Raw genomic sequence first — 12,094 nt, 5'->3', positions numbered from 1 at the left:
AAGTCGTAGGAGATATCGGCGCAAGTCGAGCAGATGGGAAGGCCGTCGGCGTTGGGTGGGCCCGGTAACAGCCGGTCTTGGAGGCATTCGGGGCAGGTGCCGCGGGTGTGGATGGCGCCGAAGTAGCAGATGTTGCAGAGTCGGCCTTCGGGCCACGTGGCCGCGAGTCGGGGGATGTCTCGACCGCAGCGCGCGCAGGGGTCGTCGCGGGTGCTCGTCGTTCGCGGTCGCCCGCGCACGGTGGAGCGAGGGCGGAGGCCAGCCGGCTTCGGATCCATCGTTACTCCCGATCGCTACTCGTCGAGGATGTTCGCGCGGCGCGGCCGGACGCTGCGGTCGAGCGAGACGACGTTCGGTGGGGCAGCGGTGCCGGTCTTGCGGGCACGGACGTCAGCCGCGGTGGTGGTCAGTAGGTCCGCGGGCGTGCACTCGAAGATGTCGCAGAGGGCAGCGACGACCTGGAGCGACATCCGCTCCGGGCGTTGGTTGACTAGGCGGTAGACCTGCGGTCGGGACAGGGTGATGTCGCGTTCAGCCAGGAGGGGAATGAGGTCTGTCGTGTTGTGCAGGCCTCGCGCCGCCATCAGCTCGGCCAGCCGCCAGGTGTAGTCGACCTTGCGCTTCATGATGTGCCGTCCTCGGTCCTGCGTTGTATGGCTTCCTTCACCGTACGGTCCAGGGCGCTTCTGAGCGTGGAGCGTCGGAAGTCGTCGGAGACGAACTGGTAGATCCCTGTGGTCGCCGCGTGCTCGTGGCCCATCTGGTACTGAACGAATCGCGGATCCCAGCCATCCTCGAGGAGGTGGGTGGCGTACGAGCGTCGGAACGAATGGAAGTCGAGACCGTCGGGGAAGCCGAGCTCCTTGCAGTAACGGGTGAGGCGGCGATTCATCGTCGACTCGCCCACCAGGTAGCCCCGCTCGGTCGTGAACAAGTCGAGGGAGTCAGGTGCTCCGCGGCCGTTTGCGAGCCAGTCCTCGAAGATGCCTGGCGTCCAGTGCCACACGGTCAGAACGCTGCGGGGCTTGGGCGGGGAGGCGCGCTTCGCCTTGCCGAACCGGACCTTGCAGACGCCGAACGCGCCGAACTCGCGGGCGTGAGGGTTGCGCGCGAGGTCGACTGTCTGAAGACGCCGAACTTCGTTGAAGCGCAGTCCGTAGCCGTAGGCGATCTTCATCATTACCGCGTCGCGGTAGGCGGCCTGCCAGCCCTTGCGCCCGGACGCGCCGATGCGTTCGACCTCGTCATCGGCGTGATCAAAGAGCGCCACGAGTTCCTCGCGTGTGTAGGGCCGTTTGCTGGGGCGTCCGTCGTACTCCTGGACGTGGGGAGCGGTGTTCCAGTCGAAGAAGACCTGGGCGGGGTGCGTGCCGAAGTACTTCTCGCAGATTCGGTCCCAGCCGTAGTCGGGGTTGCTGATGTAGCTGGTGAACGAGCGGAGCGCGGAGTGGTAGCCGCGGAGCGTCGAGTGGGAGACGTGCTTGACCGTGCGCAGGTCGGCGGAGAACTCCTCGACCATCGCCGGCGTCCAGTTCCAGGGGTCCTCGTTGACGTGCTGCATGAACCGCTGCACGCAGCGCAGCCGCTGCTCGATCGTGGCGAACTGGAGGTTGCGCGACAGCTGCTGGTTGCGCCAGCCGTCGAGCATCATCTGAAGCACCTGCTCGTCGGGCCGGAGGACTGGCATCGACTGCACCAGGTGGACTCGTCCTGAGCCGTCAATCTGCATCGAAACTCCCGCAAGACCGGTTACGTCCAGTGATTCAATGATGCATCTGATGAGACGTGAAAGGTGTTTGTGCAGGTCAGCGGCGTGTCGCCGAGACCGTCCTGCGCGCTGATGTCGGCACCGCACGCCGCTGTCGGTGTCCGCGAGACGCTGTGCCGCCGTGCCGTTTCCGCAGGTCAACGGCACATTTGTCGCTGTCGGCGGGGTAGTGGACAGGAGGCTGCGTGACTGATTCATCTGATGCAATACGCAGGCTACATCCTGACATAATGTCAGTTATCGGCGATGTGGTCACGGTGCCGGTCGGGGTCGACGTTTGGTCACCAACCGCAGGTTGTCGAGCGATTCATCTGCGGTTGGTGACCAAACGTCGCACTTCTGGAGCCGGCAGCCGGATGCTGGAGCCGCGGCGCGGTCAGCCGGCGACGTACGCCGCCAGGTGCTGGCCGGTGAGCGTCGAGGCCTCGGCGACCAGCTCGGCGGGCGTGCCCTCGAAGACGACCCGGCCGCCGTCGTGGCCGGCGCCGGGCCCGAGGTCGATGATCCAGTCGGCGTGGGCCATCACGGCCTGGTGGTGCTCGAGGACGACGACCGACCGTCCGGAGTCGACCAGCCGGTCCAGCAGGCCCAGCAGCTGCTCGACGTCGGCGAGGTGCAGGCCGGTGGTCGGCTCGTCCAGCACGTAGACGTCGCCCTTCTCGGCCATCTGGGCCGCCAGCTTCAACCGCTGGCGCTCCCCGCCCGACAGCGTGGTCAGCGGCTGGCCGAGGCTGACATAACTCAGGCCCACGTCCGCGAGGCGCACCAGCACCTTGTGCGCGGCCGGCACGGTGGCCGGCCCGTCGGGACCGAAGAACCCCACCGCCTCGGCCACCGGCATCGCGAGCACCTCGCTGATGTTGCGCCCACCGAGCAGGTGCTCGAGGACCGCTGCCTGGAACCCCTTGCCCTCACACTCCTCGCACGTCGACTCGACGGTCGCCATGATCCCCAGCTCGGTGACGATGACGCCGGCACCGTTGCAGGCCGGGCAGGCGCCCTCGGAGTTCGCGCTGAACAGGGCCGGCTTGACGCCGTTGGCCTTCGCGAACGCCTTGCGGATCGGCTCGAGGAGCCCGGTGTACGTCGCCGGGTTGCTGCGCCGCGAGCCCTTGATCGCCCCCTGGTCGACCACCACGACTCCGTCGCGGCCGGCGATCGAGCCCTGCACCAGCGAGCTCTTCCCCGACCCGGCCACCCCGGTCAGGACGCACAGCACGCCGGTCGGGACGTCGACGTCCACGTCCCGGAGGTTGTGGGTCGACGCGCCGCGCACCTCCAGCGCACCCGTGGGCGCGCGGACGGCATCCTTGAGGCGCGCGCGGTCGTCGAGGTGACGCCCGGTCACCGTGTCGCTCGCGCGCAGGTCGTCGTACGAGCCCTCGAAGACGATCTCGCCGCCGGCGCTGCCGGCACCGGGGCCGAGGTCGACGACGTGGTCGGCGATGCGGATCGCCTCCGGCTTGTGCTCGACCACCAGCACGGTGTTGCCCTTGTCGCGCAGCCGCAGCAGCAGCTCGTTCATCCGCTCGATGTCGTGCGGGTGCAGCCCGATCGTGGGCTCGTCGAAGACGTAGGTGACATCCGTCAGGGCCGACCCGAGGTGCCGGATCATCTTGGTGCGCTGGGCCTCTCCCCCGCTGAGCGTCCCGGCGGGCCGGTCGAGGGAGAGGTAGCCCAGGCCGATCTCGGTGAACGCGTCCAGGAGGTGCTGCAGGCCGGCCACCAGGGGCGCCACGCCCGGCTCGGTCACCCGCGGCAGCCAGGCCGCGAGGTCGCTGATCTGCATCGCGCACAGCTCGGCGATGTTCGCCCCGGCGACCGTGACCGAGCGCGCCTCCGCGCTGAGCCGGGTGCCCGCGCACTCCGGGCAGGTCGTGAACGTCACCGCCCGCTCCACGAAGCGCCGCACGTGCGGCTGCATCGCCTCGACGTCCTTGGAGAGCATCGACTTCTGCACCTTGGTCAGGACGCCCTCGAAGGTGAGGTTGACCCCGTCGACCCTGATCTTCTCGGGCTCGCCGTGGAGCAGCTTGCGCATCTCCTTCTGGGTGTACTTCCCCAGCGGCTTGTCCATGTCGAAGCCGGCGCCGCTGAAGATCCGGCCGTACCAGCCGTCCATCGAGTAGCCCGGGACGAGCAGGGCACCCTCGGCGAGGGACAGGCTCTCGTCGTAGATGGCGGTCAGGTCGAAGTCGTTGAGCGACCCCATGCCCTCGCACCGCGGGCACATCCCGCCCTGGTAGACCTGCTGCTTGACGACCTGGGTCTTCCCGGCGCCCGCCTGGGTCTTCATCATCCCGCTCGCGATCCGCGTCGGGACGTTGAAGGAGAACGCCTGGGGCGATCCGATGTGCGGCTCCCCGATCCGGCTGAAGAGGATGCGCAGCATCGCGTTGGCGTCGGTCGCGGTGCCCACCGTCGACCGGGGGTTGGCGCCCATCCGCTCCTGGTCGACGATGATCGCGGTCGTCAGGCCCTCGAGGTGGTCCACCTCGGGCCGGGCCAGGCTCGGCATGAACCCCTGGACGAACGCGCTGTAGGTCTCGTTGATCATCCGCTGCGACTCCGCGGCGACGGTGTCGAAGACCAGCGAGCTCTTGCCGCTGCCCGACACGCCGGTGAAGGCCGTGAGCCGGCGCTTGGGGATGTCGACGCTGACGTCCTTGAGGTTGTTGACGCGTGCGCCCTGCACCCGGATCAGGTCGTGGCGGTCGGCTGCGTGCATCGGGTGCTGGCTCCCTCGGTCGTGGGTGTGGCCCGGAGGTGGGCTCAGTCGTCGGGCAGGGCGGCGAAGGCCTTCTTGGTGTCCTTGTACCAGCCCATGCCCCGGATCGGGTGCTTCCAGCGCCCCTTCATGTCCGTCAGCGCCGGCTCGTGCGCGGTGTCCCCGGCGGCCACGGCAGAGCGCAGGTGCTGGTCCTGGGCCTTGATGACGTCGTCGGCGCTCTCGCCGCGCAGCGCGAGGTCGCAGGCGCCGCCCAGCTGGCGGCAGGTCATCGTCCGCATCTCAGCGCACCTCCTGGATCCGCACCAGGTTGCCGGCGGGGTCGCGGAAGGCGCAGTCGCGGATGCCGTACGGCTGCTCCGTCGGCTCCTGCACGACCTCGGCGTCGGTGGCCTGGACCCGGTCGAAGGTCGCGTCCAGGTCGTCGCTGGCGAGCATGATCCAGCCGTACGTGCCCTTGGCCATCATCTCGGTGATCGTGCTGCGCTCGGCGTCGGTGACCCCGGGGTCGGGAACGGGTGGGCCGAGCAGGATGCAGGTCTCGGGCTGGTCGACGGGACCGACGGTGATCCAGCGCATCGAGCCCCGGCCGACGTCGGTGCGGACCTCGAACCCCAACGTGTCGCGGTAGAAGGCCAGCGACGCCTCCGGGTCGAGGTGCGGCAGGACGGTGGTGTGGATGGTGATTCCCATGCCGCTCACGCTAGGCGCGGGTCGGGAGGCTGCGCTTCTCGATTCCTGACCGATGTCGACCGCACCGGCCGCGTCACCTGCTTGGCCACGCACTGCGGCAGCCCCGGGGCGTCCCGCATGGCCTCCCGCCGGTACGCCGTCGGCGGCATGCCGACCAGCTCGGTGAACCGGGTGGTGAACGTGCCCAGGGACTGGCAGCCGACCTCGAGGCACACCTGCGTCACGCTGAGGTCGCCGCGCCGTAGCAGCGCCATCGCGCGCTCGACGCGCCGGGTCATCAGGTAGCCGTACGGCGACTCGCCGTACGCCGCCTTGAACTGGCGGCTCAGGTGCCCGGCCGACAGGTGGACGCCTCGCGCGAGCGCCTCGACGTCCAGGGGCTGGGCGTACTCCCGGTCGATCCGGTCCCGGACCCGGCGCAGCCGCGCCAGGTCCGCGATCCGCGGGTCCGGCTCGGGAGCGACAGGGTGGTCCACGCCGGGATCGTAGCCAGCCGGCGTGGTCCCGTGGCCCGTCCGGACCAGCGACACCCCGCCCGATCGGGTCAATGTCCGGGGGATGTTCGCGGGAACGCGGCGTGTGCACCCCGACCGATTCCTAGCGTCAGGCAACGATGGATCCCGTGGATGTATCCGGCGGCCCCGGACCGCGCTCCTCCCAGGAGCAGCACCCGGAGCCGCCCGGTGGGCAGGTCGTCGGGGCTCGAGAGGAGGCAGCACCATGTGGGACACCGTCCAGACCGGCGGGGAGCACCTGACCCACGACATGCCGTGCCCGCACTGCGGCCACGCCCTGCACGTCTACCTCGACTGCGGGGACGGGTGCGACTGCGTGCCGGTGCGGCCCAGCAAGCTGGCGCAGATCGCCACCGCCTAGCGCACGGTCCCTTCCCGCGGCTCAGCCGATCGGGCCGACCGTCGCCACGCGTCGCAGCGCGGGCCGCTCGGGCCGCTCGGGCCGCTCGGGCGGACCGTCCACCGCACCGGCGGTCCACCACATTCGCATCCCCTCGGGGTCGAGCTCGAGGACCGCGAGGTTGTTGTCGTACCAGGGTCCCTCGGTGACCGCCCAGCGCAGCGGCTCCAGCGGCACCCGCCCGGAGCGCGACAGCACCCGGCCGGCCGCCCCGGCGGCCCGCCGCGCCACGGTCGACATGAAGCCCTGCATGACCCCCGGCAGCGGGTTGCGGATCGGCGAGCAGACGGCCTGCACGATCCGGCTGGCCACCACCCCGTCGCGTGGCCACGCCTCGGCGACGTAGCTGTGGTGCACGTCGCCGGACAGGAACGAGATCGTGCGGGGTGCGCGGCCCCGCTTGCCCGACGCGACCTCCAGGACCATCCCGGCGACGTCGCGGAAGCCCTGCTGGAACGCCGCCCAGTGCTCGAGGTCCGCGGCCTGACGGGCGCGCTCCCCCAGCCACTTGCCGGGCCGCCCCCAGGCGCCCTCGGCGATGGCCTCGCTGAAGGACTCCAGGTGGTGCAGGCCGGGGGCGAGCAGGAACGGCAGCGAGGTGCCGATGATCAGGTGGTCGACGTCGCCGAGCAGGTGCTCGTCGACCCAGGCCAGCTCCTCGTCGTCCAGCATCGAGCGGCGCTCGGGAGTGAGCACGCGGGCGGCCCGTGAGTCGATCACCACCAGCCGGGCCTGGTCGTCGACGTCGCGCGCGAAGCTCCAGCGGTAGGAGTCCGGCTCCGCGTCGGCCCGGGCGGCGAGCTGGTCGAGCTCGGCGGTGACGTCCAGCTCACCCGGTCCGTCGTGGGAGGAGATCTGCTGCCACAGCGCGTCGTCGGCGCGCTCCTGCGCGCCGAGGTTGCCCAGGTGCTGGTACACCCAGTAGGAGCCGAGGCCGCCGACCACGCGGTCGTGCCACCAGTCGGTGGCGTCCATGCGCTGCTTCCAGGTCCAGCTGGTGTTCCAGTCGTCACGGATGTCGTGGTCGTCGAAGATCATGGCGCTCGGCAGCGTCGACAGCAGCCACCGGTTCGCCGGGTCGCACCAGGCCAGCGAGTAGAGGTGGGCGTACTCCTCGAAGTCCTTCAGCTCGTACCACGGCGCCTGCTCGGGGTCACGCCGCTGCTCGATGAACGCGCGCATCTCGTCGCTCGTCTCGTCGGCGTACACCTGGTCACCGAGGAAGAGGACCAGGTCTGGCCAGCGCTCGTCGTCGTCGGACGTCGTCTCGGTGAGGCCGGCCATGAAGAGGGCGTAGGCACGCAGCGCGTCCACGCCGAACTGCGCGGTGCCCTCTTCGTCGTGGGTGACGCTCACCCGGCAGGAGCCGAAGGCCAGCCGGAACGGCTTGCCCGGCTCGAGCGTCGGGATGACCGACGGCGGGAACGGCGCGAGCTCGGGGTCGTCGGACGGCCAGACCCCCCGGCCGTCGACCGCCACCGTGTACGGCGTCTTCGTGCCGGGCTCGAGACCGGTCACCTCGACGAGCGCGTAGTGGTGCCCGTGGGCCCCGAAGGTGGGCGCCGAGGCGGAGCGTTCGCCGGCCGTGACCGTGACCGTCGCCGGCCCCGCGGTCTCGACCCAGATCGTGGCGGACGTGGCGTCGACGTACCGGAGCAGTGGCCCGAGCAACAACATGCGGAGAACCTAATACTCTTCTCCCATGTCGACTCCCGTGCAGCGCCCCGACGCCACTCCCGCGGCCCCGGTCGCGCCCGCCACGCCGCTCGAGCCGGTGCCCGTCGTCGCCCCCCTCGGGTGGGTGCTCATCGTCGCCGCGTCCCTCGGGGTCATCATCTCCACCTGGGTGCTGTTCCCCATCGACGCCGCCGGCATGTGGGCCGGCTACCGGGCCGGCTTCACCGCCGCCGTCGCCTTCGTGTGCGCGCTGGCGTTGAACACCACGCTGCCGAAGAAGCCGTTCCTCGGCATCATCGCCCTCTGCGGCGCGCTGCTCGTGCTGTTCGCCGTCTTCCTCGACGACCCGACCACGATCTTCGTCACCGAGCTGGTCGGCGGCGCGGTCCTGATCGCCGGCGCGCTCCTCTACGGCGCGGGCGACCGCAGCCGCGCCTGACGCCTCCGGCGGTGCCGGACCGTTCCCAGCGCCTCCCGCTCGAGCGCACGCCCGGCGAGCGTGACGAGGACGCCGCGTTCCTCGCCCTGTACGGCGCCTGGGAGCCGTTGGAGCCGGCCGCGGTCGCCCACCAGCTGGCCGGCTTCGACCGGCCGTGGTGGGTGGTGGGCGGCTGGGCCGTCGAGGCGGCCACCGACCTGCGTCGCGAGCACGAGGACACCGACATCTCGATCCTCGCCCGCGACGTGCCCGCACTGGTCGAGCACGTGCGCGGACGATGGCACGTCTGGAACAACGTCGGCGGTGTGCTCCGCCCGCTGGGCGGGCGCTGGACGACCGTGGAGGACCCCGCCAGCCAGCTGTGGCTGCGCGCGGACGCGACGTCCCCGTGGGTCCTGGACGTCCCGCTGACCCCCGATGTGGACGGGCTCTGGACCCACAAGCTGGTCCCGGACCGCACCGAGCGGGTCGAGGACGTCACGTGGGTCGCCGAGGACGGCATCCGCTACCTGCATCCCGAGCTGGTGCTGCTCTACAAGGCGCGGCTGCGCCGCCCCAAGGACCGGCTCGACCTGGACGCGGTGCTGCCCACGCTGCCCGAGCGGCGCCGTACGTGGCTGCGCGACGCCCTCCGGGCGCTCGATCCCGCCCACCCGTGGCTCGAGGGGCCGCTGGGGCGGTGACCGGTCAGGGCTCGATGAGCACCTTGATCGCCCGGCGCTCGTCCATCGCACGGTAGCCCTCGGCGACGTCGTCGAGCCCCATCGTCGCGTCGAAGACCCGGCCCGGCTCGATCGTCCCGTCCAGGACCAGGGCCAGCAGCTCGGGCATGTAGCGCCGGGTGGGCGCCATGCCGCCCGCGAGGCCGATGTTGTGGGTGAACATCCGGCGCACCGGCAGCTCGACCCCGTGGGGCGCGCCGACGAAGCCGACCCTCGAGCCGGGCCGCGCGATGCGGAACGCGGTGTCGATGGACTGGTTCGTGCCGACGCACTCGAGCACCGCGTCGGCGCCCACTCCCCCGGTGATGTCCAGGACGGCCGCGACGCCCTCCTTGCCGCGCTCGGCCACCACGTGGGTGGCCCCGAAGGCCCGGGCGATCTCCTGGCGCGGCTCGTGGCGTGACATCGCGACGATCGTCTCGGCGCCCAGCACCCGGGCGGCCAGCACGCCGCAGAGGCCGACCGCTCCGTCGCCGACCACGACCGCCGTACCGCCCTCGCGCACGCCGGCCGAGACCGCCGCGTGCCAGCCGGTGGGCATCACGTCGGAGATGGTGAGGACCGACGGCAGCAGGTCGGCGTCCGGCACGCCGCCGGTCTTGACCAGGCTGCCCTCGGCCTGGGTCACGCGGGCGTACTCGGCCTGGCCGCTGCTGGTGTAGCCGATGTTGGTGCAGGCGTTCTGCGCTCCGGCCAGGCAGTGCGGGCAGGTGTTGTCGCAGTGGTCGAACGGCACGACCACGAAGTCGCCGGAGCGGAAGGACCGCACCTCGGGGCCCACCTCCTCCACGATGCCGACGCACTCGTGGCCGATCGTGTCGCCCGGCGTGACCGGGTTGTCGCCGCGGTAGGGCCACAGGTCGGACCCGCAGATGCACCCCGCGACGACCCGGACGACCGCGTCGGTGGGCTCCTCGATGGTGGGGTCGGGAACTTCGCTGACGCGGATGTCGCGGGTACCGTGGATCGTCGTGGCTCGCATGGTGGCCATCCTTCCAGCCGCCGCCAGCGCCCTCCCCCGGGTGTCCGCCCGGGCCCCGAACTCGCCGGCCCCGCCTGAGTTGCTTTATCTCATATATGAGTTACCGTGGCGGACATGAGCGAGGGATACAAGAACCGGATCGGCAACCTGATCCGCGACGCCCGCAAGCACCGCGGGCTGACCCAGCACCAGCTCGCCGACCTCCTCGGGACCAGCCAGAGTGCGATCAACCGCATCGAGAAGGGGCACCAGAACCTGTCCCTGGAGATGCTGGCCCGCATCGGAGCCGCCCTGGACTCCGAGATCGTCGCGCTCGGAGCCGGACCCACCCACCTGCGCATCACCGGTCCGACGACCCTGTCGGGCGAGATCGACGTCAAGACCTCCAAGAACGCCGGCGTCGCGCTGCTGTGCGCGACGCTGCTCAACCGGGGGCGCACCACCCTGCGCAAGGTGGCCCGGATCGAGGAGGTCAACCGCCTCATCGAGGTGCTGACCAGCCTGGGCGTGCAGTGCCGCTGGCTCAACGACGACAACGACCTCGAGGTCGTCCCGCCGCGCGAGCTCGACCTCGACCACGTCGACGCCGAGGCCGCCCGCCGGACCCGCTCGATCATCATGTTCCTCGGCCCGCTGCTGCACCGCGCGGACACCTTCCAGCTGCCGTACGCCGGCGGCTGCGACCTCGGCACCCGCACGGTCGAGCCGCACATGGCCGCGCTGCGGCCCTTCGGCCTCGAGGTCAAGGCGACCGACGGCAACTACCACGCCGAGGTCAACCGCGCGATCGAGCCGGGTCGTCCGATCGTGCTCACCGAGCGCGGCGACACCGTGACCGAGAACGCCCTGATGGCCGCGGCGCTCCACCCCGGGACCACGGTGATCCGCAACGCGTCGTCGAACTACATGGTCCAGGACCTCTGCTTCTATCTGCAGCGCCTCGGTGTCCGGGTCGACGGCGTCGGCACGACGACCCTCACGGTCACGGGTCTGGCCGACATCGACGTCGACGTCGACTACGCCCCGAGCGAGGACCCGATCGAGGCGATGTCGCTGCTCGCGGCCGCGATCGTGACCCAGTCGTCGATCACGATCCGGCGGGTGCCGATCGAGTTCCTCGAGATCGAGCTCGCGCTGCTGGAGGAGATGGGCTTCCGCTACGACCGCTCGGACGAGTACGTCGCCAGCAACGGCCACACGCGGCTGGTCGACATCGTCACCAAGCCGTCGCACCTGCACGCGCCGCTGGACAAGATCCACCCGATGCCGTTCCCCGGCCTCAACATCGACAACCTGCCGTTCTTCGCGGTCATCGCGGCCGTCGCCGAGGGGCAGACGCTCCTGCACGACTGGGTCTACGAGAACCGCGCGATCTACCTGACCGACCTCAACAAGCTCGGCGCGAAGGTCAAGCTCCTCGACCCGCACCGGGTGATGATCGAGGGTCCGACCAGCTTCACCGGCACCGAGCTGGTCTGTCCCCCGGCGCTGCGTCCGGCCGTGGTCATCCTGCTGGCGATGCTGGCCTCGAAGGGCACCTCGGTGCTGCGGTCGACGTACGTCATCCACCGCGGCTACGAGGACCTCGCCGAGCGCCTCAACCACCTCGGCGCGAGCATCGAGACCTTCCGGGACATCTGAGCGCGCCGCGCCCGAGCTCGCGAGGGCGCGGGGTCCGCGCCAGATCGAGTAGCCCCGCGGCCGAGGTACGAGGCTGCGACGGGCGTACCGAGATCTCAGTCGCTGGCGCTCGCGACGAATCGAGATCGACCCGCCTGCTGTCTCGATACGCCGGTCGCGACCTCCTTCGTCGGTCGCGCGGCTACTCGACCTGACGACTGCGTCCGAGCCTTCGCAGGCTCAGGCTCGGGTCATTCAAACAGGGTCTCCACCCAGGCGCGGGCGGGCGCCTTGCTGGCCGGCGGGGCGGCCATGTCGGCGGTGATGCGGGGCATCGGGGCGGTGTGCTGCCCGGCGTGGCGGTGCCAGTCGATCTCCGACTCGACGAGGGCGCCGAGGTCGGCGCGGGCGAGGAACACCCCGTGGCCGTCCGGGCAGAGGCTGATCTCGCCGTCACCGAGCGAGGCGCTGAGTGCCCGGGAGACCATCTCGGAGCCGCAGCGAGGACAGGTCAGAGTCTCCATGCCCCGACGCTACCGCCCGGCCGGTG

Annotated in this window: 13 protein-coding genes; 4 read left to right on the top strand and 9 right to left on the bottom strand. The window is 70.7% G+C overall.

Translation table 11 applies throughout. The features are described 5' to 3' along the window. Nucleotides 1-293: 293 nt before the first annotated feature. The 6 genes from ACILRH_RS07645 to ACILRH_RS07620 form a co-directional block, all read right to left on the bottom strand. Nucleotides 294-626, bottom strand: a complete 333-nt coding sequence (locus tag ACILRH_RS07645; RefSeq protein ID WP_395692066.1) for a helix-turn-helix domain-containing protein — start codon at nt 624-626, stop codon at nt 294-296. Further along, nucleotides 623-1,651: a tyrosine-type recombinase/integrase gene (locus tag ACILRH_RS07640; protein ID WP_395692064.1), complete on the bottom strand. Its 1,029-nt coding sequence runs from the start codon at nt 1,649-1,651 to the stop codon at nt 623-625. Before ACILRH_RS07640 ends, ACILRH_RS07645 begins: the two co-directional genes overlap by 4 nt. A 493-nt stretch (nt 1,652-2,144) precedes the next feature. After that, nucleotides 2,145-4,496: an ATP-binding cassette domain-containing protein gene (locus tag ACILRH_RS07635; protein WP_395692062.1), complete on the bottom strand. Its 2,352-nt coding sequence runs from the start codon at nt 4,494-4,496 to the stop codon at nt 2,145-2,147. Between the two features lie 44 nt (nt 4,497-4,540). Next, entirely contained in the window at nt 4,541-4,777 is a 237-nt protein-coding gene (locus ACILRH_RS07630; protein WP_395692061.1) for a hypothetical protein, read from the bottom strand. A gap of 1 nt (nt 4,778) precedes the next feature. Then, entirely contained in the window at nt 4,779-5,189 is a 411-nt protein-coding gene (locus ACILRH_RS07625; protein ID WP_395692059.1) for a VOC family protein, read from the bottom strand. 5 nt (nt 5,190-5,194) lie between these two features. After that, complete coding sequence (locus ACILRH_RS07620) at nt 5,195-5,665, bottom strand: helix-turn-helix transcriptional regulator (protein WP_395692057.1); 471 nt, start codon at nt 5,663-5,665, stop codon at nt 5,195-5,197. 244 nt (nt 5,666-5,909) lie between these two features. On the opposite strand from ACILRH_RS07620, the gene ACILRH_RS07615 reads away from it, so the two are divergent. After that, entirely contained in the window at nt 5,910-6,065 is a 156-nt protein-coding gene (locus ACILRH_RS07615) for a hypothetical protein (protein ID WP_395692056.1), read from the top strand. A 21-nt stretch (nt 6,066-6,086) separates the two neighbouring features. Here ACILRH_RS07615 and ACILRH_RS07610 read toward each other — a convergent pair whose 3' ends face one another. Further along, nucleotides 6,087-7,781 carry an alkaline phosphatase D family protein gene (locus tag ACILRH_RS07610; RefSeq protein WP_395692054.1) on the bottom strand — a complete coding sequence of 565 codons (1,695 nt, stop codon included), beginning with the start codon at nt 7,779-7,781 and terminating at the stop codon, nt 6,087-6,089. Between the two features lie 25 nt (nt 7,782-7,806). Between ACILRH_RS07610 and ACILRH_RS07605 the strand changes: the two genes are divergently transcribed. Next, nucleotides 7,807-8,220: a hypothetical protein gene (locus ACILRH_RS07605; protein WP_395692052.1), complete on the top strand. Its 414-nt coding sequence runs from the start codon at nt 7,807-7,809 to the stop codon at nt 8,218-8,220. 11 nt (nt 8,221-8,231) lie between these two features. Continuing rightward, a complete protein-coding gene (locus ACILRH_RS07600; RefSeq protein WP_395692051.1) occupies nt 8,232-8,903 on the top strand; it encodes a hypothetical protein in 672 nt (223 codons plus the stop codon). Nucleotides 8,904-8,907: 4 nt separating this feature from the next. On the opposite strand, the gene ACILRH_RS07595 is transcribed toward ACILRH_RS07600, so the two are convergent. Further along, nucleotides 8,908-9,924, bottom strand: coding sequence for a zinc-dependent alcohol dehydrogenase family protein (locus tag ACILRH_RS07595; RefSeq protein WP_395692049.1), 1,017 nt, complete (start codon nt 9,922-9,924; stop codon nt 8,908-8,910). Nucleotides 9,925-10,038: 114 nt separating this feature from the next. On the opposite strand from ACILRH_RS07595, the gene ACILRH_RS07590 reads away from it, so the two are divergent. Then, nucleotides 10,039-11,565: a helix-turn-helix domain-containing protein gene (locus ACILRH_RS07590; protein ID WP_395692047.1), complete on the top strand. Its 1,527-nt coding sequence runs from the start codon at nt 10,039-10,041 to the stop codon at nt 11,563-11,565. A gap of 230 nt (nt 11,566-11,795) precedes the next feature. Here the strand turns inward: ACILRH_RS07590 and ACILRH_RS07585 are convergent, their stop codons facing one another. Continuing rightward, on the bottom strand, nt 11,796-12,068 hold the full coding sequence (locus ACILRH_RS07585) for a zf-TFIIB domain-containing protein (RefSeq protein WP_395692045.1): 273 nt from the start codon (nt 12,066-12,068) through the stop codon (nt 11,796-11,798). Nucleotides 12,069-12,094: the final 26 nt, after the last annotated feature.

This window comes from Nocardioides sp. (genome assembly GCF_044226765.1).
Classification (GTDB): Bacteria; Actinomycetota; Actinomycetes; order Propionibacteriales; family Nocardioidaceae; genus Nocardioides.
Note: the sequence above shows the minus strand (reverse complement) of the source record. Positions and strands in the feature narration are given on the sequence as shown.